16 protein-coding genes and 2 tRNA genes are annotated in these 23,365 nt (G+C 67.1%); 10 read left to right on the top strand and 8 right to left on the bottom strand.

The features are described 5' to 3' along the window. The first annotated feature begins 159 nt into the window (after positions 1–159). Positions 160–1,281, top strand: a complete 1,122-nt coding sequence (locus FAZ79_RS01560) for an efflux RND transporter periplasmic adaptor subunit (RefSeq protein ID WP_136866155.1) — start codon at positions 160–162, stop codon at positions 1,279–1,281. After that, entirely contained in the window at positions 1,281–4,424 is a 3,144-nt protein-coding gene (locus FAZ79_RS01555; protein WP_136866154.1) for an efflux RND transporter permease subunit, read from the top strand. Before FAZ79_RS01560 ends, FAZ79_RS01555 begins: the two co-directional genes overlap by 1 nt. A gap of 52 nt (positions 4,425–4,476) precedes the next feature. Here the strand turns inward: FAZ79_RS01555 and FAZ79_RS01550 are convergent. From FAZ79_RS01550 to metG, 3 genes are all read right to left on the bottom strand, one after another. After that, a tRNA-Met gene (locus tag FAZ79_RS01550) sits at positions 4,477–4,553 on the bottom strand. 394 nt (positions 4,554–4,947) lie between these two features. Beyond that, positions 4,948–5,024 (bottom strand) — tRNA-Met (locus tag FAZ79_RS01545). Between the two features lie 58 nt (positions 5,025–5,082). Further along, entirely contained in the window at positions 5,083–7,134 is a 2,052-nt protein-coding gene (metG, locus tag FAZ79_RS01540; protein WP_136866153.1) for a methionine--tRNA ligase, read from the bottom strand. Between the two features lie 251 nt (positions 7,135–7,385). On the opposite strand from metG, the gene FAZ79_RS11420 reads away from it, so the two are divergent. The 3 genes from FAZ79_RS11420 (at position 7,386) to FAZ79_RS01530 (ending at position 10,281) form a co-directional block, all read left to right on the top strand. Further along, positions 7,386–8,399 (top strand): hypothetical protein, encoded by a 1,014-nt coding sequence (locus FAZ79_RS11420; RefSeq protein ID WP_169303519.1) that lies wholly within the window; start codon positions 7,386–7,388, stop codon positions 8,397–8,399. A gap of 59 nt (positions 8,400–8,458) precedes the next feature. After that, entirely contained in the window at positions 8,459–9,517 is a 1,059-nt protein-coding gene (locus tag FAZ79_RS01535) for a UDP-N-acetylmuramate dehydrogenase (RefSeq protein ID WP_169303518.1), read from the top strand. Positions 9,518–9,618: 101 nt separating this feature from the next. After that, positions 9,619–10,281: a peroxiredoxin gene (locus FAZ79_RS01530; RefSeq protein WP_136866151.1), complete on the top strand. Its 663-nt coding sequence runs from the start codon at positions 9,619–9,621 to the stop codon at positions 10,279–10,281. A 105-nt stretch (positions 10,282–10,386) separates the two neighbouring features. On the opposite strand, the gene FAZ79_RS01525 is transcribed toward FAZ79_RS01530, so the two are convergent. Beyond that, the gene (locus FAZ79_RS01525; protein WP_136866150.1) at positions 10,387–11,862 is read right to left on the bottom strand and encodes a hypothetical protein; all 1,476 of its coding nucleotides are present in this window, start codon (positions 11,860–11,862) and stop codon (positions 10,387–10,389) included. A 46-nt stretch (positions 11,863–11,908) separates the two neighbouring features. Continuing rightward, positions 11,909–13,636: a VWA domain-containing protein gene (locus tag FAZ79_RS01520; RefSeq protein ID WP_136866149.1), complete on the bottom strand. Its 1,728-nt coding sequence runs from the start codon at positions 13,634–13,636 to the stop codon at positions 11,909–11,911. Positions 13,637–13,916: 280 nt separating this feature from the next. On the opposite strand from FAZ79_RS01520, the gene ettA reads away from it, so the two are divergent. From ettA to FAZ79_RS01505, 3 genes are all read left to right on the top strand, one after another. Next, positions 13,917–15,584 (top strand): energy-dependent translational throttle protein EttA, encoded by a 1,668-nt coding sequence (ettA, locus tag FAZ79_RS01515; protein ID WP_136866148.1) that lies wholly within the window; start codon positions 13,917–13,919, stop codon positions 15,582–15,584. Between the two features lie 55 nt (positions 15,585–15,639). Continuing rightward, positions 15,640–16,449: an HDOD domain-containing protein gene (locus tag FAZ79_RS01510; RefSeq protein WP_136866147.1), complete on the top strand. Its 810-nt coding sequence runs from the start codon at positions 15,640–15,642 to the stop codon at positions 16,447–16,449. A 365-nt stretch (positions 16,450–16,814) separates the two neighbouring features. Continuing rightward, a complete protein-coding gene (locus FAZ79_RS01505; RefSeq protein WP_136866146.1) occupies positions 16,815–17,606 on the top strand; it encodes a M48 family metallopeptidase in 792 nt (263 codons plus the stop codon). 8 nt (positions 17,607–17,614) lie between these two features. On the opposite strand, the gene FAZ79_RS01500 is transcribed toward FAZ79_RS01505, so the two are convergent. Then, positions 17,615–18,430, bottom strand: coding sequence for a hypothetical protein (locus tag FAZ79_RS01500; RefSeq protein ID WP_169303517.1), 816 nt, complete (start codon positions 18,428–18,430; stop codon positions 17,615–17,617). Positions 18,431–18,465: 35 nt separating this feature from the next. Further along, on the bottom strand, positions 18,466–19,089 hold the full coding sequence (lexA, locus tag FAZ79_RS01495) for a transcriptional repressor LexA (protein WP_136866144.1): 624 nt from the start codon (positions 19,087–19,089) through the stop codon (positions 18,466–18,468). Between the two features lie 304 nt (positions 19,090–19,393). Between lexA and FAZ79_RS01490 the strand changes: the two genes are divergently transcribed. After that, positions 19,394–20,944, top strand: a complete 1,551-nt coding sequence (locus FAZ79_RS01490) for a DNA polymerase Y family protein (protein ID WP_136866143.1) — start codon at positions 19,394–19,396, stop codon at positions 20,942–20,944. An 8-nt stretch (positions 20,945–20,952) separates the two neighbouring features. Here FAZ79_RS01490 and FAZ79_RS01485 read toward each other — a convergent pair whose 3' ends face one another. Further along, positions 20,953–22,218 carry an MFS transporter gene (locus FAZ79_RS01485; RefSeq protein ID WP_169303516.1) on the bottom strand — a complete coding sequence of 422 codons (1,266 nt, stop codon included), beginning with the start codon at positions 22,216–22,218 and terminating at the stop codon, positions 20,953–20,955. A gap of 210 nt (positions 22,219–22,428) precedes the next feature. Here FAZ79_RS01485 and FAZ79_RS01480 point away from each other — a divergent pair, with 210 nt between their 5' ends. Next, positions 22,429–23,187: a Nif3-like dinuclear metal center hexameric protein gene (locus tag FAZ79_RS01480; protein ID WP_136866141.1), complete on the top strand. Its 759-nt coding sequence runs from the start codon at positions 22,429–22,431 to the stop codon at positions 23,185–23,187. Positions 23,188–23,365 lie beyond the last annotated feature (178 nt).

The following is a 23,365-nucleotide window of genomic DNA, read 5'->3' as shown; positions in this document are numbered from 1 at the left end:
ATCTCTCGACGTGATAAGGCAACGGATGACCGCGCAGATTAGCATTTTTGCCTCGATCCCCGATTAGCGTGTGGCAGCGGGGCGGTCGTGGAACTACGCTGAATACGTTTGCGTGAATCCCCACGCCCCGATGGCGTGGCGGCGCCAACGATCAGGCCCATGACCGGTATCCCAATGAATCCCAGCCAACGCGTTTCGCTCGTCCCCCGAACCCTCCTCGCGGCCGTCTTCCTGTCGCTGCCACTGGTGGTCACCGCGGTCGACGCCGCCGAACCGCCGCGCGTGGTGACCGAGTCGGCCGCGCCCACCGAAATCATCGAGGTGGTCGAGCTCGACGGGACGGTGCGCAGCCTGCGTACCGCGGCGCTGTCGGTGGAGATCGCCGGCCTCGTCGCGGCCGTGCTGGTGGAGACCGGTGATCGCGTGACCGCCGGTACGCCGTTGTTCGAACTGGACAGCGAGCTTGAGCGACTGGCCGTGGCAAGCCTGGAGGCCGAGCGACGCCAGGCACTCGCCGCGCGCCGCGAGGCGGTGCGTCGGCTGGACGAGGCCCGTTCGGTGGGCGCCGGGCGCAATATCGCCGAGACCGAGGTGCAGGCACGCGCGAGTGCCGTCGAGCAAGCCGAGGCACGTCTGGCGGCCGTCTCGGCAACCCTCGAACGAGGCCAGGCCCGTCTCGATCGACATCGGCTAGTCGCGCCGTTCGATGGCGTGGTCACCGAACGGCTTGCCGAACGCGGCGAGTGGGTGGTGCCCGGCGAGGCGCTGATCCACCTGGTCGACCGCGACACCCTGCGCCTGGATTTCCCGGTGCCGCAACGCTACTTCCCGCTGGTGGGCGAGCAGGCGGAGCTTCGCTTCCGCCTCGACGGTACCGGGATGGACTGGCAGGCCGCCGGCATCGCCACGGTGGTGCCGGTGGCCGATGCCACGTCCCGCACCTTCCTGGTTCGTGGCGAGCCCAGTGGCGATGTCTCGGTATTACCCGGCATGGCGGTCGAGGGACGGTTGCGCCTGGCCACCGGTCGCGACGGCCTGACCGTTGCGCGCGATGCCGTGCAGCGCTATCCGGATGGCCGGACCACGGTGTGGGTGCTCGACGAGGGCGAGGGCCAGACCGTGACCGAGCGCCAGATCGAGCTTGCCGACGGGTTCGATGATCGCGTGGTAATCACCGCCGGGATCGAGGCGGGCGACCGGGTGATTGTGCGTGGCAACGAGGCGCTGGAACGCGGGATGGAAGTCCGAGTCGGCCCGCTTGAGAACGAGGAGTCGCGTTGATGTTTGCCGCGGTGGTCCGGCACGGCACGCTGGTTACGGTCATCACCCTGATCATCGCGATACTGGGTGCCGTGGCGGCACTGCGTATCCCGGTGCAGATGATCCCGGATCTCGATGTGCGCACCATCACGGTCGAGACGCGCTGGCCCGGCGCAACGCCTCAGGACATTGAGAAGGACATCCTGATCGAGCAGGAACGCTACCTGCGCAACATCCCGGGCCTGGCGGAGCTCAACGCCACGGCCACCAGCGACTCCGCCGAGATCGAACTGGAATTCCCGTTCGGCACCGACATCACCGAGGCACTGATCGAGGTCAACAATGCCCTGAGCCAGGTGCCGGATTACCCGCGCAACGTCGACGAGCCGAGGATCGCGGCCACGTCGTTCTCCTCGAACGCCTTCATGTACTTCCGGGTGTCGACCTTGCCCGACAACCCGCACGGGCTCGACATCGAACTGATGCGCGACTTCATCGACGACGAGGTGCGCCCGCGCATGGAGAGCGTGCCGGGGGTGTCGGAGGTCACCATGCGTGGCGGGGCAGAGCGGCAGATGCAGATCCACGTCGACGAGCGTCAGCTCGCCCGGCGCGGGTTGACCCTGCTTGATTTGCGCGATGCCATCCGCGCGCGCAACCAGGACATCTCCGGCGGGGAGGTGGATGCGGGCAAGCGACGTTACCTGTTGCGCACGGTGGGTCGTTTCGCCAGTGCCGAGGAACTTGAACGGCTGGTGATCGCCCGTCGGGGCGATGCCGTGATCCGCCTGGGTGATGTCGCCAAGGTGGAGCAGGGCGGTTCGCGCCAGCGGGCGCTGGCGTTCACCAACGGCCAGAAGGTGATCGGCCTGCAGGTGCGCCGCGAGAGCGGTTCGAACGTCATCGATATCAAGTACGCGATGATCGAAGAGGTCGAACGGATCAACGACGAGGTGCTCGAGCCGGCCGGCATGGTGCTCGAGCTCAACACCGACGACGCCCGTTACGTGCAGGCCTCGATCAAGAACGTCTGGACCAACCTCGGCCTAGGCGCGGCGTTTGCCACCCTGGTCATGTTCCTGTTCCTGCGCTCACCCCGGGCCACCCTGGTCGGCGTGATCGGGATCCCGCTCTGCGCGATCGCGGCGTTCCTGGGGCTCCTGGTCACGGGGCGCACCATCAATGTCATCTCGCTTGCGGGTGTCGCCTTCGCCATCGGCATGACCGTCGACAACAGCATCGTGGTGCTGGAGAACATCGAGCGCTTGCGGCGGCGCGGCATGGCACGGCTGGAATCGGCGGTCGAGGGCGTGCGCGAGGTCTGGCCGGCGGTGCTGGCCTCCACGGCGACCACGGTGCTCGTGTTCCTGCCGATCCTGTTCATCCAGGAGGAGGCGGGGCAGTTGTATTCGGATGTCGCCATCGCGATCGCCTCGGCCATCGTCGCCTCCATGCTGGTGGCGGTGATGCTGATCCCCACCCTGAGCGCGCACCTCGATTTCGGGCGCTCGGGGCGGGAAGGCATCCGGACGCCCGGTTGGGCGCGCGCGGTCGAGGCCGGCGTGGAGGCAATGATCGGGTCACGGGCGCGTCGCGGGTTGACCATGGCCGTCGTATTGGCGGGCAGCGTGTCGATCGTGGGGTTTCTCACCCCGCCAGCGGAATACCTGCCGGAGGGCGAAGAGCCCAAGACCTTCGCGGTGATGAACGCGCCGCCGGGCTACAACCTCGACGAGATGGCGCGCATCGCCGAGGAGGTCGAGGCGCACCTGCTCCCGGCGGTCGATGCCGACCCGGGCGCGTTCGAGCGTGGTGGGACGCCGGTGCCGCCGGTCCGCAACCTGGTCATGCAGGTGCAGCCGACCCAAATCCGGGTGATCTCGGAGACGATCGATCCCGATCACATCGAACCGCTGATGGACGAGATTACCCGTTTCTACGAGCAATACCCCGGCATGCGGGCGTTTGCCGCCAAGGGCTCGATCATCTCGAGCAACGATGGCGGCACGCGCAGCATCTCGCTGGACATCGCCGGCCCGGGCCTCGCCGATATCTACGCGGTGGCCAATCGCGCCTACGAGCGTGCCGAGACCATCTTCGACGACCCGCGCATCCAGACCCGTCCCTCGACACTGGAACTTGCCCAGCCCCTGGTCGAGATCCGTCCGGACTGGGACCGGGCCGCGGAACTGGGATTGAGCATGGAGGCGATCGGCTTTTCCGTCTCGGCGCTCACCGAAGGGGCCTACGTCGACGACTTCTTCCTCGACGACGACAAGATCGACATCTATCTCTACGGCTCGGGGGGTAGCGACCCTCGCCTGGCTCGACTGGACGAGATCCTGCTGAAAAGCCCGCAGGGCGCGAGCCTCCCGCTCTCGTCGGTGGCGCGCATCGACACGCGCGTCGACACCAGCATCGTTCGTCGCGTCGATGGCAAGCGGATGGTGACGCTCGACATCATCCCGCCGGAATCCGTCGCACTCGAGGCCGGTGTCGAGCGGGTGCGCGAGCAACTGGTCGGCGAGATGCGTGCCTCGGGCGAGATCCCGGCCGGGGTGAGCCTGTCGATTTCCGGCGCGTCGGACCAGCTAAACGCCACCCGGGAGGCGCTCTCCGGCAACTTCGTCATTGCGTTGGCGATCATCTACCTGCTGCTGGTGGCGATCTTCACCCACTGGCGCTATCCGTTGCTGATCATGACCGCCATTCCGCTGGGTATCGCCGGGGGCATTGCGGGGCTCGCGCTGATGAACCTGGTGGGCGGCCTGCTGCCGCTGGTCGGCTTGAAGGCGATCAGTCAGCCGTTCGACATGATCACCATGCTCGGCTTCCTGATCCTGATGGGCACGGTAGTCAACAACCCCATCCTCCTGGTCGAGCAGGCGCGGCGGAGCTTCGCCGAGGGACGTGACGCGGTCGAGGCGGTCATGGAGGCGGTGGCGGTGCGCCTGCGCCCGATCGTGATGACCACGCTCACCACCATCAGCGGCCTTTCCCCGCTGGTGCTGATCCCGGGCGAGGGCACCGAGCTGTATCGCGGGGTCGGCGCGATCGTGATGTTCGGTCTGCTGGGTGCGACTATTGTGACCCTGACCTTCCTGCCCGCGTTGACGGCGAGCGTGCTCGGGATTGCCCAGCGACGGCGTCCGCGTACGGCGTGAACGACGGCACAAACAAAAAGCCCCGAGGCGAGGCCTCGGGGCTTTTCTGATCTGGTTGCGGGAGCAGGATTCGAACCTGCGACCTTCGGGTTATGAGCCCGACGAGCTACCGGACTGCTCCATCCCGCGTCTGGTATGGCGCGCATTGTACGCGGACCCGCGATGCTGTCAAGGGAAGGTCTGCACGAATGTCATACCACTCTGGCTTGGCGAGTCGTTCGTGATCCAGGCGCGGTGTCACCGGCGTGCCGGTGGCCACGTCAAGACAGCGCAACGCGGAGCACGGGCGACTCGGCAAGCCCCGCTGGGCGCACCTTGCGCCGGACATCTGCTGCGTTGTCGTCCTTGGATGCGGGAATCACCCTTCCGCGGCGGACGAGCGCCTTGCATCTGCCCGACTCAAGGCGTGCAGAGCGGTATGCCATTCATGCAGACCTTCCCAAGGGAAACCCCGCACGAATCTGAGGTAATACACCGAGCATGAAAAAAGCCCCGAGGGGAGGCCCCGGGGCTTTCTTGAAACTGGTTGCGGGAGCAGGATTCGAACCTGCGACCTTCGGGTTATGAGCCCGACGAGCTACCGGACTGCTCCATCCCGCGAGACGCATTATACACAAGTCGGGGCCGACGTCACCAGTCCGTTACCCCGATACGCCCATCACTTCACCCGCGTGCCCGGCGTGGCCCCCTCGTCGGGCGACAGGATGTGCAGGTCCGAGCCGCCCGAGCCAGCGGCCAGCACCATACCCTCCGAGAGACCGAACTTCATCTTGCGCGGGGCGAGGTTGGCGACCATCACGGTGTGACGGCCCACCAGGGTGGCCGGGTCGTAGGCGGCCTTGATGCCGGCGAATACCTGCCGGGGCTTCTCCTCGCCGATGTCGAGCGACAGGCGCAGCAGCTTGTCCGCGCCCTCGACGTGGTCGGCCTCGAGGATCTTCGCGATGCGCAGGTCGACCGCGCCGAACTGCTTGATGTCGATGGTCTCGGCGATCGGCTCGATCTCGCGTTTCTCGGTTGTCTTCGGCGCGTTGTCACCGGCCTTGGTCTTGGCCTCGTCGGCGGCGTCCTGCTTGGCCGCCTCGAGCAGGGCCTCGAGCGAGGATTCCTCGATCCGCTGCATCATCGGCTTGAACTTGTTGACCGGGTGGTCGAGCAACGGCTGGTTGAGACCCTGCCAGGTCAGTGCCTCCACATTGAGGAACTCGGCGGCCTTGGCGGCAAGCTTGGGCAGTACCGGCGAGAGGTAGGTCATCAGCACGGCGAAGGCGTTGATCCCGTCGGTGCAGATGTTCTGTACCTCGGCGCGGGTGGCCTCGTCCTTGGCCAGCACCCAGGGCTTGCGCTCGTCGATGTATTGATTGGCGCGGTCAGCCAGCGCCATGATCTCGCGCATGGCAGCCGAGTACTCGCGGCGCTCGTAGCGCTCGGCGATGCTGGCGGCGGCATCGGTCATCTCGCGATGCAGCTCCGGGCGCTCGAGCTCGGCGGCGAGTTTCCCGTCGAAGTGCTTCTTGATGAATCCCGCGCAGCGGCTGGCGATGTTGACCACCTTGCCGACCAGGTCCGCGTTGACCCGGTAGCGGAAGTCCTCGAGGTTGAGGTCGATGTCGTCGATACCCGAGCCGAGCTTGGCGGCGAAGTAGTAGCGCAGCGCCTCGGGGTCGAGGTGCTCGAGGTAGGTCTTGGCCTTGATGAAGGTGCCGCGCGACTTGCTCATCTTCTCGCCGTTCAGGGTGAGAAAGCCGTGGGCGTGGATCGCGTCCGGGGTGCGCATGCCCGCGCCCATCAGGGTCGCCGGCCAGAACAGGGTGTGGAAGTAGGCGATGTCCTTGCCGATGAAGTGCACCAGCTCGGTGTCGGCATCCTTGCCCCAGAACGCGTCGAAGTCGAGCCCCTCGTGACGGGCCAGCTCGATGAACGAGCCGATGTAGCCGATCGGCGCGTCCAGCCAGACATAGAAGAACTTGCCCGGGGCGCCCGGGATCTCGAAGCCGAAGTAGGGCGCGTCCCGGGAGATGTCCCACGACTGCAGCCCCGACTCGAACCATTCGTTGAGCTTGGCCTTGATCGAGGGCTGCACCTGGGCGTTGTCGAGCCAGTCCTTGAGCCGATCGCCGATCTTGGGCAGGTCGAAGAAGTAGTGCTCGGAGTCGCGCTCGACCGGCGTGGTCCCGGAAATCACCGACTTGGGGTCCTTGAGCTCCGTCGGCGAGTAGGTCGCCCCGCAGGCCTCGCAGTTGTCGCCGTACTGGTCGTCGGCGCCGCACTTGGGGCAGGTGCCCTTGATGAAACGGTCCGGCAGGAACATCTGCTCGGTCTCGTCGAAGGCCTGCTTGATCGTCTTGCGACTGATCAGCCGGGCGGCATCCAGCTTGCCGAAGATCTCTTCCGCCATCTTGCGGTTGTCGTCGGTGTGCGTGCTGCCGAAGTTGTCGAAGCCGATGCCGAATCCCTGGAAGTCCGCCTCGTGGAGCCGATGCATCTTCGCGATCAGTTCCTCCGGGGTGATGCCTTCCTGCTTGGCGCGCAGCATGATGGGGGTGCCGTGGGTATCGTCGGCGCAGACGTAGCGGCAGTCGTTGCCGACGAGCTTCTGGGCGCGCACCCAGATATCGGTCTGGATCGTCTCGATCACGTGGCCGAGGTGCAGCGGGCCGTTGGCGTAAGGCAGGGCGGAGGTAACGAGAATCCGGCGTTGGTTGTCCATGCGGGTCCGAGTGTCGTGAACGTGGTGACTGGCCGGGCGGTCGGCGCCGCGAACGGCGCCACGTCCCGGGGGCGACTTTGCTGATGATTGGTTATTCAGGGCGCGGCAGTTTAGCATGCAGGCTCGCCCTGGATTCCGCTCTCTCCGGCAATCGCCTGCCACCGCCGCGGGTGGGTCGGGCAAGACCCGGGTCGCCCCGGTCGAGCCAGAGCGGCAGGCAACGGCATTGATTTTCTCAGGACGTCGACCGCATGCGTATCGCGATAGTCGCCCCCGACCTCCCGGACGAGGTCATCCCCACCTTTCCCGCCCTGACCGACGCGGCCCGTGCCCGGCCGGGGCTGAAATTCAGCGTGATCACCGGCCCCGCCGCCGCGCCCTGGTACCGGCGTCACCCGGATGTCGACGAGGTGATGGTCTTCGATGGCCCCTCCCTGTTGGCCTCGCGCTGGACGCCGGCAGGTTGGCGCGCCGGCCGGGCCTGGAAGGACGCGCTGAAAGACCATCCGCAACTCGACGCGCTCGAGTACGTGATCGACCCCTTCGGTCGCCCCGAGACACTCGCCATGGCCAAACGCCTCCCGGGCACCTCCGTGGGTATTGCCCGGCCGACCAAAGGGCGGTTGCCGCGCCGCCAGCCCTACGATTCGCAATACCCGGTTCCCGACGACCTGCACCGGGTCCAGGCCGTGCGGGTGCTGCTCGCGGCGGTGCTCGAATACTCCCTGCACGACCTGAACCCCGACTACGGCCTCTCGATCGAGGCCGAACCCGTGGTCACCGACTTGCTGATCGACCCGAGTGGCCTGCCGTTCGACGAGCATGGCCTCACCACGATCCGTCGCCGACTGGCGGAAACCGGTGTGAGTCTCGATGACGTGTCCGCCAACCCGCCGGCGGATCTGGACGAGTGGCAGCGTCGCCTGACGCAAAGCCGTTACGTGCTGGTCGGCAATAACCGTTGCGGTTGGCTCGCCGCCGCGTTCGGTATCCCGGGGGTGTGCGTCTGCCGGGACGGCGAGGCCAAGCACGATGGGGTTATCACCACGCGACGGTCGCGGCAGAAATTGATCAACGTCGACCGCGCCCCGATGAACCAGGCCGAGATCGTGGTGGAATCGATCATCCAGGTGATCACCCACGGCGAGGCGCCGATCGAGCTGCCCGACGATCCCTCGGCCGAACCTCCGGGCGCCGCGCCGCCCGACTCCGATGGCGAGGCGCGCGATGGTCGTCAGGGCATCGAGGCCGCGTCCGAGAAGTGACGAGTCCGGCTCCTTCGGGAAACGGCCGGCCTGCCTTTGAGTGGGTCGAGTCCTCTCCCTTGACCAATACCCTCCGGCTGCCGGCGTCGGCCGAGCGCCTGCTGCGGCTTAACGATCTCTCCGAGGCCACGCTGGCAACGCCGGTCGTGGCCGACTGGTTGGCCGATGCGGCCACGCGGGTCGTCGCCGGCGGATCGAATGTGGTCTTCGCCACCCCCATTATTGCCCAGGCCGTGAGTGTTGCCGCCGACGACTGGACGGCGAGTGCCGCAGGCGATGGCCGGATTGATCTGTCGGTCGAGGCCGGGAAGGGGGTGGACGCGTTGGTGCGCGAGACCACCGCGCGCGGCTGGTTCGGCATCGAGGCGCTGGCCGAGATCCCGGGCACCGTGGGTGCCGCCCCGATGCAGAACGTCGGGGCGTACGGCACCGAAATCAGTGACGTCACGCGTTGGGTGGAGGCCTGGGATCGACGCGAACGCCGAATACGGCGGTTCGATCCCGACGCCTGCGACTTTTCCTATCGCAGCAGCCGATTCAAGCGTGAAGCCGGGCGTTGGTTGATCCTGCGCGTGGGTCTGCGCCTCTCGACCCAGGCGCCCGCCGACTGGCCGCCGGTGGACTACCCGGGTGTCGAGGAGGCGGTCGATCGGTGGTCCCGGAGGACCGGGCGCGAGCGCGAGGCGATCTCACCGGCCGAGTATGCCGAGGTCATTACCGCGATCCGCCGCGCCAAGCTGCCGGACTGGCGTGAAGGCTGGCCGGGCAGTGCCGGCAGTTTCTTTCACAATCCCATCGTGAGCGAACAGGAAGCTCGGCGGCTCGCCCGTCGCTGGCCGGCGATGCCACATTTTCCAGTGGCCGATGGGGTGAAGATTCCGGCGGGGTGGTTGATCGAGACGGCCGGAATGAAGGGGCACCGCGAGGGTCCGGTGGCGGTATCGGCACGTCATGCCCTGGTACTCGAGCACCACGGCGGGGCGACGGGTGCCGAATTCCTCGCGTTTGCCGAATCGGTGCGTCGTCGGGTGGGCGAGGTCACCGGTATCGAGTTGGCGATCGAGCCCGAGCGCGTGAACCCGGCAATAGACAGGGTCAATGAAAACTCAACGCATTAATCATTAGAAAAATGAATGAGGCATAAGTAATGTTGCTCTTGTCGGTCGGGTCGCCCCGGCCGGTGCATCCCAACAGTCTTCAACAATGGAGGAAATCCGCCATGACTGATGCACAACACGTCGAGCAACAACCCGTCCTCGCCATGCCGCGTCTCAACGAGCGTGCGCCGGAGTTCAAGGCGAACACCACCCACGGCGTCAAGCAGCTGTCCGACTACGAGGGTCGCTGGCTGGTGCTGTTCTCGCACCCGGCCGATTTCACGCCGGTCTGCACCACCGAGTTCACCGCGTTCGCCCGCGCCTTCGATGCCTTCCAGCAGCGCGATTGCGACCTGTTGGGCCTGTCGATCGACAGCATCCACTCGCACCTCGCCTGGGTGCAGAACATCAAGGAGAAGTTCGGGCAGACGATCCCGTTCCCGATCATCGAGGACATCTCGATGAAGGTGTCCAACGCCTACGGCATGGTCCACCCGGGCGTGTCCGACACCTCCGCGGTGCGGGCGACCTTCATCATCGACCCGAAGGGCAACCTGCGAGCGATGCTGTATTACCCCAAGACCAACGGCCGTTCGATCGACGAGATCCTGCGCCTGGTCGATTCGCTCCAGACCTCCAGCGAGCACGGGGTAGCCACACCCGAAGGCTGGAAGCCCGGTGACAAGGTGATTGTGCCGCCGCCGAGCACCGTCGAGGAAGCGGAAAAGCGCTTGAGCGAAGGGTACGAGTGCACCGACTGGTACTTCTGCGAGAAGTCGCTGTAAGTCGGTTTTCCAGCCCGCGAGGGCACCGTGAATGAACGAAACCCCGAGGTATGACCTCGGGGTTTTATCGTTTCAGACGCAATGTCACGGTCGGGTTGCCGGGGGCTAGCTGTCCTTGCCGTGCTTGCGCGCGATCTCGGCGTCGAGCAGGGCATCGATGTCGTCCAGATCGAACTCCTGCTCCTTGTCGTCGTCCTTGCCTTTTTCCTCTTCCTTGGGGATCTCGACGTCGTCGAGATCGATCACGCCGTTCTCGTTCTCTTCCGGCTCCGCGGCGGGTGTCTCGACCTCGTCGAGATCGCGTTCGTCGGCTTGCTCGGCCGATTCCGACTGCTCCTGCGAGTCGTCGGCGACGGCACTCGTGTCCTGGTCGTTGCTCGCCTCGTCCGGCGCGCCTGTCGATTCGGGTTGTGCGTCATCCGCCGTTGGGGCCGTGCCGGCGGATTTCGGCTCGGCGGCGTCCTCGGATGGTGTCGGTTGCTGCCCGCCGGCCTCGATGGCGTCGTTCTCGGACTTGGCCTGCGCCGCCGATTCAATCAGTTGGTCGATGTCATCGGTGTCGTCGGCAGCGGTCGTCGCGTTCTCCGCCTCGCTGTCACTTGTCGGTGCTTGCGACGTCGTTTCGTCGGTCGCCTCGCCGACTGCCGCCTCGGCCGCGGGTGTCGCTTCGGTTTGCGCCTCGTCGGCGGACGTCGGTTCCCCTGCTGCCTGCGGCGCTGGCTCTTGCGCGGTGGCGTCCGTGGCGTCGTCCGGTTGCTGGCCGGCGGCCTCGGCCTCCATCGCGGCGGCCATTTCCTCTTCCGGCGACAGGGCCGGGGATTGCGCCTCGTCTTCGGGTGTCGAGGCGTCGGCATCCGACGCGGGTGCCGGTGCCGGGTCGTTCTCGGCCTCGGCGGGGGCGCTACTCGTGGCGACGAGGTCCTCGCTGAAGACGTCGTCGGCACGGCGCTTGGCGGTCTCGCAATCGGCGCCGGCCTCCATTTCCTGGACCATGACGATGGCCTTGAGCACCGTGGCGACGTGCGGCTCCTCGTTGTAGTCGAACTTGCGGCCGTACTCCCGCACCATCACGTTGACCGTTTCCAGCGACTCGTTGAGCTGTTTGGCCTGGCGGTCCCGTTGTTCGCGCAACTCCTTGATATCGCCCTCGAGTTCGGCAATCCGCGACTCGTCCGCGTCGCTTTGCTCGGCCTGGGCGCGCGCGAGGGTGAGCAGCTGTTCGAGGTCGGCCTGTCGGACCTGGAGGAAGCGGCGGGCCACCGCGGCCAGCTCGTAGCGCTTGGGCTCGAGCCACGGCTCGACCATGCCCTCGATGGCATCGAGGCTGCGTTCGGCGTAGGTCTCGCGTTGCTCGTCGTCGAGTTTGAGTTCCGGCCAGACGCGTTGGATCTGCCGGTCGACCATCTCCTCGGAGGCCCGCATGATCGGGTCGCGATCGTCGAGCAGGCGCTCGGCCGCCCCCGTGTGGCGACGTTGTCCGCGCCAGACGAGGATGGCGAGGATCAGGGAGATCACGATGAAGCCGGCCAGCAACTCGGTGGCGATGATGGCCCAGTCTGAACTCAGGAAATAATCGAGCATGGGGTCGTGTTCCGTGATGGTGCGAGAGTGCGTGTCGGTCGTCGGGTCAGTTCCGCGCGGCCTCGATCAGTTGCCCACGGCGGCGTCGGGCAAGCGCACGCCAGGTAAAGCCGAGCAGTGCCAGGAGGGCCAACCCGCCCAGGCCGAGCAGTGCGGCCATCAGCGGGTTGTCGTCTGAGTCGTTCCGGGGCGCCTCGTTGTCGGACGCTTCCTCGGCCGGGGCATTGGCCGGCTCCGACGCCGGTGACACGGGCGCGGGGATCGACTCGTCGAGCGGCAGGCTCACCTCGCGTCCGTCCTCGGTGGTGCCCGTGATTTCCCCCACGACCCGGCAATCGCTCGCTTCCGTTGACGGCAGTTCGACTCGGTTGCTGGCGCCGTCCAGCGGGGCCTCGATGCCGGTCGGCTCGCCGGTGGCGCATTCGATTCGCGCCACGAGCCGAGAGGCACGGGGGTCGAGCAGGGCGACGTCCTGTTCGATGATCAGTTGGGCGGCCGGCTCGTGCGTGGCCTCGGCGGCATCGCCGTCCCGCGCGGCGAGGTGCGGGCGCACCACGCGCGCTTCGAACGGCAACAGGCGGGCCAGGGCGATCTTCTTTCGGATCACGCGTTCGAAGGTGGGGCCGCTTGCCCGGCCCTCGAGGGTGTAGATACCCGTGTCGCCGTCCAGGCGCAGGCGGAAATCGTAGCGGCTGTCGCCGCCCATCACGTCCGGGTCGGCGCCGATGTCGTTGAGCTCGAGTGTCTCGATCACCGCATCTTGCGGGTCGTGCGCGGTCACTTGCGCCTCGATGTCGTTGGTCAGGCGCGGTTCGACGATCGGCTCGCCGCGGTTGGTCAGAACGAGGCTGCCATCGACCGCCTCGCCCGGGAACACGCGGCTGGGCAGCCCCGGCATCGCGAGCTTGAGGTCGGTGATGACCAGTGCGCGGTTGTCGGGGTCTTCGGCCGCGAGGATGCGCCAGCTGCCCGCCGGCGGGTTGCGCACGGTAATCAGGTCGCGCCCGGCGCTGTCGTCCCAACGCCAGTCGGCCAGGGCGCCGGCGGTCTCGAAATCGATCTCTCCGCCGTCGGGGATCTGGATGCGGGTGGGATCGGCGTCGTCGGCCCGAAACACGACCAGGGTGAGTTCGCTGATGCTGTCATCGACCCGGAAGCGGTTTTCCACCAGCGGGACGCCGGTGCGGGGGGCGGTTGCCTCGAACAGGGCGAGGAATACGCGCTGCAGATCCTCGTTGCTGCGTGCGCTGAGCGCCAATCCGCCGGTGCGTTCGGCAATCTCGGTGAGGATCGCCTGGTCGGCGGCCTCGGAGAGGGCCACGGTATGCACCTGGACGTCGGCATCGATCAGCGCCGGGATCACTTCTTCCTGCAGGCGCGTCGTGGCCCGGTCGTTGACCGCCTCGTCGGGCGAGATGTCGACCTTACCGTCGGAGAGCAGGATGACGTTGCGCGTCGTCTTCTCGCCCCAGTCACCGTTCGCGGCGTCCAGGGCGGCCGGGATGTCGGTGAACGGCTCGTCGGAACGGACGTGGGCGGCGGCCTGTCGCATCGCCCGCTTGGTCTCGGGCGTGGCCTCGGAGGCCGGTAGCACCGAGGTGATCCGGTTGCCGAACAGGTCGAGGCGTACCCGGCTCTCCTCGGGGACCAGGTCGCCGAGCAGGCGCAGGGCCGGTTCCCTCAGGTTCTCCGGGTCGGTTTTCTTCATGCTGCCGGAAACATCGATCAGCACGTGCAGCTCGGGTTCGCCGGCGGCATGGGCCGACAGGGGCACGGCGCTCAGCAGGAAAACCGCGCCAACGAGCGAGAGGAGCCGGGCCGCCAGACGCCCGCTTGCGCAAGATACCTCTGTGAACCACGTCGGCCGCGAGCGAATCGGAATGTGAGGCGGTGTCGGGCGAGGGGCATCAAGTCGCGGCACAGTGCTGGTATCCTTGTGATCAAACGCGGTCGCTATCCTGGGCAATCTGCTAGAGGGAAATCTGCTGGCAGGATTTGCCCAGCGAGATAGTGCCGCTTCATTTCGTTTGCAACAACACAAAGTCTCGGACCCTATGGCTCAGTACATCTTTACCATGAACGGCGTGGGCAAGGTCGTCCCGCCGAAAAAGCACATCCTCAAGGACATCAATCTCAACTTCTTCCCCGGGGCAAAGATCGGCGTGCTCGGCTACAACGGCGCCGGCAAGTCGACCCTGTTGCGCATCATGGCCGGCGTCGACACCGACATCATCGGCGAGGCGCGCCCGCAGCCGGGCATCAAGATCGGTTACCTCAAGCAGGAGCCGGACCTCGATCCCGACAAGGACGTGCGTGGCAACGTCATGGATGGTGTCGGCGAGATGGCCGAATTACTTGAGCGCTTCAACAAGGTTTCCGAGCAGTTTGCCGACCCGGACGCCGATTTCGAGGCGCTGATGGAAGAGCAGGGCAAGCTGCAGGACCAGATCGAGGCCGGCGGCGGCTGGGATCTCGACCGCAAGCTCGAGGTGGCCGCCGACGCGCTGCGCCTGCCGCCCTGGGATGCCGACGTCACCAAGCTCTCCGGCGGTGAGCGCCGCCGGGTGGCCCTGTGCCGCCTGCTGCTGTCGAACCCCGACATGCTGATCCTCGACGAGCCGACCAACCACCTCGACGCCGAATCCGTCGCCTGGCTGGAGCGGTTCCTGCAGGAATTCTCCGGCACGGTGGTCGCGGTCACCCACGATCGCTACTTCCTCGACAACGTCGCCGGCTGGATCCTCGAGCTCGACCGCGGCCAGGGTATCCCGTTCGAGGGCAACTACTCGCAGTGGCTGGAGGCCAAGGAGAAGCGCCTGGAGCAGGAGGAGAAGGCCGAGTCCGCCCACCAGAAGGCCATGAAGCAGGAGCTCGAGTGGGTACGCCAGAACCCCAAGGGTCGCCAGGCCAAGTCCAAGGCGCGCATGAAGCGCTTCGAGGAGCTCCAGTCCGAGGAATACCAGAAGCGTTCGGAGACCAACGAGATCTACATCCCGCCCGGTCCGCGCCTGGGCGACAAGGTCATCGAGGCGGAGAATCTCACCAAGGCCTTCGGCGACCGCGAGCTCTACCAGGGGCTGTCGTTTTCGGTGCCCAAGGGCGGGATCGTTGGCATCATCGGCCCGAACGGCGTGGGCAAGTCGACCCTGTTCCGCATGCTGATCGGCGAGGAGAAGCCGGACGGCGGCTCGATCGAGATCGGCGAGAGCGTCGAGATGGCCTACGTCGCCCAGTCCCGCGAGGACATGGAAGACACCAAGACCGTCTGGGAGGAGATCTCGGACGGCTACGATCACATCACGGTCGGCAAGTTCGAGATGCCGTCGCGCGCCTACCTGGGCCGGTTTAACTTCAAGGGCCAGGACCAGCAGAAGTTCATGAAGGATCTCTCGGGCGGTGAGCGCAACCGGGTGCATCTCGCCAAGCTGCTGAAGTCCGGCGGCAACGTGCTGCTGCTCGACGAGCCGACCAACGACCTGGACGTCGAGACCCTGCGTGCACTGGAAACGGCGCTGCTGGACTTCCCGGGCTCGGCGCTGGTGATCTCGCACGATCGCTGGTTCCTCGACCGGATCGCCACGCACATCCTCGCGTTCGAGGACGACGGCTCGGTGATGTTCTTCGAGGGCAACTTCCAGGAATATGAGGCCGACCGTCGCAAGCGTCTCGGTGACGCCGCCGACCAGCCCAAGCGCGTGAAGTACACTCGCCTGGCAGACTGAGCGTGAAAGGCCGGTCCCCGAGGGGGTGACCGGCGCTATTCAGGGAGAAGAAAACGTGGCCAATCCGGCACTTGAACAGGCGATCATCAACAAGATCCGCGACAAGGGCATCTCCTTGCCCGTGCTGCCCGATGTAGCGATGCGCGCCCGGCGGATCATCGATGACCCCAACAGCTCGGCGAGCGATCTGGTCGAGGTGATCTCGCAGGATCCGGCGATCGCCGCCCGCCTGATCCAGGTAGCGAACAGCCCGCTGTATCGCGGCGCTCAGCACATCGACAACCTCAACCAGATCGTCTCGCGGTTGGGGATGCGAACGGTCAGCCAGCTGATCGTCTCGCTGTCGGCCAAGCAGCTGTTCCATGCCGACACGCCCACCATCAAGCGCATCATGCGCGACCACTGGGCGTTTTCCACCCAGGTGGCGGCATTGGCGAACCACATCGCCCGCCGGCACACCAAGCTCGATCCCGACCAGGCCCTGCTCGCGGGTCTGCTGCACAGCGTGGGCGGCATCCCGGTAATCGTGGTCGCCGAGGACATCCCCAAGCTGCAGGACGCGCCGGCGGTGCTCAACGAGCTGGTCGAAAGCCTGCAATCGCGCCTGGGCGGTAATATCGTCAAGGCCTGGGACTTCCCCGACATGTTCGCCGAGGTGATCGAGCACTGTGGCGATCTCGGCTACCAGCATGACGGCGATCCCAACTACAGTGACGTGGTGATCTGCGCGATTGCCCAGGCGCGAGGTATCAGCCGCACGCCGGACGATCGCCCGATCATGGCCGCGGAAAAGCTCGGGGTGGATCTCGAGTCGAGCATGATCGACGACGAGCTCGACGAGGCGATTCGCGCCCTGGGTGGCTAAGGAAGGTCTGCACGAATCCGATGCCACTCTGGCTTGGCGAGTCGTTCGTGATCAAGGCGCGATGTCGCGGGCGTGCCGGTGGCCACGTCAAGGCATCGCAACGCCGAGCACGGGCGACTCGCCAATCCCCGCCGGGCGCGCCTTGAGCCGGGCATCTGCTGCGTTGTCGTCCTTGGAAAGGGAATCACCCTTCCACGGCGGACGAGCGCCTTGCATCTGCCCGGCTCAAGGTGCGCAGAGTGGTATCGGATTCGTGCAGACCTTCCGCAAGAATCGCCGACGGGTGAGGAACCGATACCAACAACCCCGGTCTTCGTGAGATCGGGGTTTTTTTATGCGTTTGCCGGTTTGAAGAGGACAGTCTGATGCGTGTGCCACGTTTGCCGATGGCCGTCACCCTGGCGGGGGCCCTGCTGGTGACGGCCGGTTGCGCGACCCACCCGGTCACGGGGCGCAGCCAGTTGATGATCATGCCGGAGGGCCAGGCCAACCAGATGGCCTACCAGGCCTATTCCCAGATGACGGAGCAGAAGCCGACCCTGCCGGCCTCCCATCCCGCCAGCCAACGGGTGCAGCGCATCACGCAGCGCATCGTGCCGCAGGCGATCCGGGTCTACCCGCAGGCGGGCGGATGGCAGTGGGAAAGTCGCGTGTTCCGCGATGACAGCGTCAACGCCTTCGCGATGGCCGGCGGCAAGGTGGGCATCAACACCGGCATGCTCGACAAGATCCAGCCCAGCGACGACGAGCTGGCGCAGGTGATCGCCCACGAGGTGGCCCACGCCCTGTCGGGGCACACGCGCGAGAAGATGTCGATGGCGATGACCCAGCAGATGGGCCTGTCGGTGGCCTCGGCGCTCGGTGGACTGGATGGCCGCACCGCGGCGATGGCGCAGCAGGTGGCCACCGTGGCAGTCGACCTGCCGTTTAGTCGGCGCATGGAGCTCGAGGCCGACGAGGTGGGGCTGCTGCTGGCCGCGCGGGCGGGTTACGACCCGCATGCGGCCGTCAGCCTGTGGCAGAAGATGCAGGCACGAGGCGGTGGCGGCGGGCCGGAATGGCTCAGCACCCACCCGAACAGCAGCAATCGCATCCAGGCGCTGGAGCGCGCCATCCCCTCCGTGATGCCCGAGTATCGCCGCGCCACGGGGCGATAGCCTCTACCTCAGCGCGTGTCGACGAGCGCCAATGGCGGCCCCGCTGTGTCGCGGACCGGCGTCGTGTCGGCGGGATCGCCATCCAGTTCGAGTCGGACCTGGCGCGGGTGGAAGGGCTTGAGTCGTTGCACGCTCAGGGCTCGGTCCGCCCCCTCGGTCTGGCGTTGCACGCTCAACTGGACCCAGGCCGGGCTGGAGGGGGCATGCGTGCCGCCTCCAACCGCCATGTCCCGACCAAACGGGTAGGGCGTGGCCAGGCAGCTGCGCCCGGTTTCGGCGGCCAGCTTGAGCCGCCGGCGCAAGGCGAACCCCAACGGGGGCAGCCAGGCAATCACCAGCGCGCAGGCGCCGGACTGGAGCACCTCCTCGGTCGCCCAACCCAGCTCGCGCAGGTTGCGTGGCTGGATGACCAGCAGCTCGTCGAGCGTCACCCCCTCCCGTTGCCAGCGCTCGGCGCAGGGAACGGCCGGGGGGTTGATCAGCGCAACGCTGCCCGCCCGGGTTCGTTGGCGCAACCAGGGCATCAGCAGGGCGGTGAGGCCATGGCCCAGGGATGCCTGGAACCAGTCCCGCTGCGACGAGAGCGGTGTCGTGTCGAGTCGATCGAAGGGTCGGCGCCAGGGTCCGTTGGGCGCGCGACCGGCATAGAGCTCCACCAGCCCTTCGCCGGGCCAGCCGCCGCCGAGCAGCTCGTCGAGTGTCGACCAGCCGCTGGGGCAGGGGGCGGCAACCGACTCGGGCGGGCGCGTCTGCCGGCCACGCCAGATATCGTGCCGGGTCAGCAGCTCGGCGACGTCGTTTCCCGCCATGGCTCGTTCTCCCATGATGTGGCGCTCTTGCCGGTCCCCGGGGAGGGCCGTCAGTCGAAGGTGCGCAACACGCCGACCACGCGACCCTCGACGATCAGCTCGTCGCGACGCAGGTCGACCTCGATTGCGGTCATCTCGCTGTTCTCGGGAATCAGCCAGACCTTCGCCCCGCGTCGCCGGTAACGCTTGACCGTCACCTCGTCGGCCAGCCGGGCGACCACGATCTGGCCGTTACGGACCTCTTCGGTGCGATGCACGGCGAGCAGGTCGCCGTCCATGATCCCGGCATCGCGCATGCTCATGCCGCGTACCCGCAGCAGGTAGTCGGCGCGGGGACGGAACAGGGCCGGGTTGACCGGCACCTGGGCCTCGACGTGCTCGGCCGCCAGCACCGGGCTGCCGGCGGCAATCCGGCCGATCACGGCCAGCTCCTCGCGGTGGCTGTCGTCGGGCAGGCGAATGCCCCGGGAGCGGCCACCCACCAGCTCGATGGCGCCCTTTTTCGCCAGTGCCTTGAGATGGCTTTCGGCGGCATTGGGCGAGCGAAAGCCGAGCGCGGTGTTGATCTCCGCTCGGGTCGGCGGCATGCCGGTCTCGCGGATGGTGTCGCGGATGAACGCCAGGATCTCGGCCTGGCGGGGCGTGAGGGGGCGGCCTGTGTTCGTTTCGGTCATGGTCATCGGTCTTGGCGGAAGTAAGGAAACGCTGCACGAATCCGATATCGCTCTGCGCGCCTTGAGTCGGGCATCTGCTGCGTCGCGAGGTCCGTCCTTGGACCTCGCCCTTCGGGCCGGCTCACGCCGGCCGGATCGGCGTCCTGCCGATCCGGTTTCGTCCTTGGAAAGGGAATCACCCTTCCGCGGCGGACGAGCGCCTTGCACCTGCCCGACTCAAGACGCGCAGAGCGATATCGGATTCGTGCAGCGTTTCCTTTAAGTATACTGTAAAAAAGAACAGTATCCATGCCCGGAGTTCGCCATGACCACCCACTCGACCGAGCGACACGAGAGCTATTGGCTGGCGCTGCGCTTCCCGGAGGCCTGGTTCGAGTGCCGTTGCCCCGAGGCGGAACGTCGGCAACCGCCTCCCGCGGTGCTGCTGGACGGTGGGGGCCGTGCCGGCCGGGTCGTGGCGGTCAATCGCGCGGCAAGGGAACGGGGGATCGAGGCCGGCCAGAGCCTGGCGGGCGCCCGTTCCCGCCATCGGGCGCACGACCCGGCGGACCCGGTGCCGCTGCGCTGTCTGACCATCGACCAGCGAGCCGTGGAGACGTGGCTGGCCGAGTGGGGCGAGTGGGCGCTGACCTACACCTCGCGGGTCAGTCGGCCACCGCCGGTCGGTCGCGACGTGGAGAACGGCCCCGGACTGTTGCTGGAAATCGGCGGCAGCGCGGCCCTGTTCGGCGGGCTCGAGGCACTGGTTTCACGCCTGCTCGAGGCATTGCAGCCGTGGGGCCTGGTGGTGCGGGCCGCGGGGGCGGGGCATCCGCGGATCGCGTGGGCACTGGCCGCGGTGCTGGATGACGAGGCACCCTGGCTCTGCCCGGCGCGGGAACAACTGGCGGCGGTCAGCCGGTTGCCCCTGGCCTTGCTCGATTGGCCGGTGACCTGGATCGATCGATTCGCCGAGCTGGGCCTGCGTCGACTGGGCGAGGTGCGCCGCTTGCCGCGCGAGGGAGTGGGCATGCGCAGCGACCCGGCCGTGTTGGTCGACCTGGACCGCCTGTTCGCCGAACGGGACTGGCCGTTGGCCGACCTGGTGCCGCCGGCACGCTATGCCCGCGAGGTCAGCCTCTGGGACCCGGCCAACCAGGTCGACCGCCTGCTTCTGCTTGCCCGAGGGCTGTTGGTGGGGCTGGGGGACTTCCTGCGTCGCCGGCAGCTCGCGGTGGCCGATTTCGTGGTGTGGCTGGGTCACGAGGCGCGCCCGTCAACGAGGCTGGAGCTGGCCACCGCCGAGCCCGGGTGGGAGGTGGGCCTCTGGCAGGAGCAATTGCGCCTGCGCCTGGAATCGGTCGGGGAACTGGCGCCGGTGACCTGCCTGCGGGTGGAGGCCGAGCGCTTTGTCACGCCCCGCCCGGGGCAGGGCAGCCTGTTCGCCGATGCCGACGAGCGCGTGCGCGACCGACAGGCCCTCTTGCAGCGCTTGCAGGCCCGGTTGGGGAGCGAGGCCGTCAATCGACTGCAGGATGCGCCGGGCCTGGTGCCGATGCGGCGTTCCCGCCTGCAGCCCGTGTCGGCGTATCGGGGCAGGTCACGGCGCAGCGGGCCGACCGAAACCTCGTCGGCGCAACTCGGCGATGCCGCGCCGCCGGGGGCATTTCGGCCGCTGTGGTGGCTCGAGATGCCTCGCCGCCCCGATGCCCCGGTGCGCTACCGCGGGGAAACCGAGCGGGTCGAGACCGGGTGGTGGCTGGCCGCCGAGGAGGCGGCCGACTACTGTGCCGGCGAGTTGGCCGGCGGGCGGGCGGTCTGCCTGCGCCGGGAGCGTGAGGGCGGCGAGTGGCAGATTATCGGCCTTGAGGACTGAATTTCCGCTCAGCGACGGGGTGCGGCCGGCATCAGTCCGCGCCAGTGTCGCCAGACCGCGATGGCCACCAGCAGCCCCGTGCCACCGAAGAGGAGGAAGAAGGTCGGCAGCCCGATCCCGACCACCGCGAACAGGGCGATGGCCAACAGACTGCTGACCACCATGGCCAGGGCGTTCTGCACGTTGAGCGCGGCGATGAGCCGGGCGCGTTGCGATGGCCGCGAGGCCCGCTGCAGGTGGCTGTAGAGCGGGACGACCAGCGTGCCCGCCAACAGGCCGGTCAACGCGATATCCACCCCGATGCGCCACAGGGACGGGCTTGGCGCCGAGGCGACCACATACCAGTCGATCGCCACCAGTGCCACGCCGAGCGCGGCGAACGGCGCCACGGCCCGCGGTGGGCGTCGACCGCCCAGGTAACCCACCAGCAACCCCCCGGCACCGATGCTCAGCGCGAACAGGGCCAGCAACCCGGTCGCCCCGTCGGCTGGCAGCCCGAGCACGTCCTCGGCAAAGCGGGGAAACTGGGTGAGATACCCGGCGCCAACGAACCAGAACCAGCTGATCAGCCACATCGACAGGCGCAGGCTGGCCGGCTGCTGGAGTAACAGGCGCCAGGTGGAGGCCCAGCTTTCCAGTGGCCCGGCGTGGTCCGGCAGCCGTCCCGGTGGGGGCGCGGCCGGGATGAAACGCGCGGCGGCGACGCCGGCGAGCGACACCCCGATGACAAGCAGACTCGCGATCAGGGTGGCACGGTCGCCGGTGGCCGCGAGCAGCCCGCCGGTGAGCGTGCCCAGCAGGATCGCGGTGAAGGTGCTGGCAGTGACCCAGCCGTTCGCCCGCATCAGCATGCCCGCCGGGAGGTGCCGGGGGACGATGGCGTACTTGAGCGGACCGAACCACGCCGATTGCGTGCCCATCAGGAACACCAGCACCATCAGCAGCCAGACGCTCTGCCACCAGAAGGCCAGCGCGGCGATGAGCATCAGCGCCAGTTCGGTCCACTTGAGTACGCGTGCCAATGCGGCCTGGTCGAGACGATCGGCCCAGTGACCGGCCATGGGCGAGAACAGCAGACCGGGCAGGATGAACAACCCCGCGGCCAGGTTCATGAGCACGTCGATATTGCCGTCCTGCGCGGTACCGAGCTCGTAGGTGATCAGGAACATCACCGAGAAGCGGAACGCATTGTCGTTGAACGCCCCGAGTGCCTGGGTAAAGAAATACGGCAGGAACCGTCGGGAAAGCAGGGAGGCCGTCGGACGGCTGGGCATGGCCGGAAAGCTCCTTGGCGGGTATCCGGGCATTGGAACACGTGCCCGAGGGGTGGCCAAGTCGCCCGACATGGCGACCGCCCAGGGCGTAACGTCGCCGGAGCGCCGTTCGGGTGCAAGTCGTCGGTGATGGAGCGGGGTCGGTCGTGCCCGGGGCAATCGTGCTAGGGTTTCGTCCGTTTCGATGCACACCGTTGAAGGGGAGCACCCATGCCCGAGTCGGTCGATATCCGCGAGTTGCTCAGCTACTGCGAGGGGCTGCTGGAGCCCGAAACCTATCGCGACTACGCGCCCAATGGCCTGCAGGTCGAGGGGCGAGGCGAGATCCGTCGGCTGGTGACCGGTGTGACCGCCTGCCAGGCGCTGCTCGATGCCGCCGTCGAGGCGCAGGCGGACGCCGTGCTGGTCCACCACGGCTATTTCTGGAAAAACGAACCGGAAACGATCACCGGCATGAAACGTCGCCGGATCGCGACCCTGCTTGCCAACGACATCAACCTGATCGGTTACCACCTGCCGCTCGACGGTCACGACGAGATCGGCAACAACGCCTGGCTTGCCCGTACCCTGGGCATGAACGTCACCGGCCGCTTCGGCCACCAGCAACTGGCTGTCTCCGGTCGGCTCGAGCAGCCCGCGACCGGCAGCGAACTGGCCGCCCGGATTGCCGAACGCCTGGGGCGCGATCCCTTGGTCGTCGGGCCGACCGACCGCCCCATTCACCGCATCGGCCTGTGCACCGGCGGGGCGCAGGACATGCTGGGCGAGGCGATTGATCTCGGGCTGGATGCCTTCATTTCCGGCGAGATCTCGGAGCGCACCACCCATCTCGCTCGCGAGGCCGGGGTGACCTATTTCGCCGCCGGGCACCACGCCACCGAGACGGGCGGGGTGCGCCTGCTGGGCGAGCGTATCGCCGACGAATTCGATATCGAGCATCGCTTTATCGATATCCCCAACCCGGTCTGACCTCGCCAAACGGCGCGAAAGCGGTTTCCCAAGCTAATAAAAGTCTATGCCGAGGTATTAGCCTCGCTTGTTTGACGGTCGGGTCGAGATGCTTAAACTACCCGGGCCCTGAAAATGGCAGATGCTGTGCATCGGTGATGCCCGAGGCGACCCGGCTCCGTCCGGGTGTTTTTTCGCC

The organism is Guyparkeria sp. SB14A (assembly GCF_005096345.1).
Lineage (GTDB): Bacteria > Pseudomonadota > Gammaproteobacteria > Halothiobacillales > Halothiobacillaceae > Guyparkeria > Guyparkeria hydrothermalis.
The sequence above is the reverse complement of the archived record's forward strand: the minus strand, read 5'-3'. Positions and strand labels throughout refer to the sequence as shown.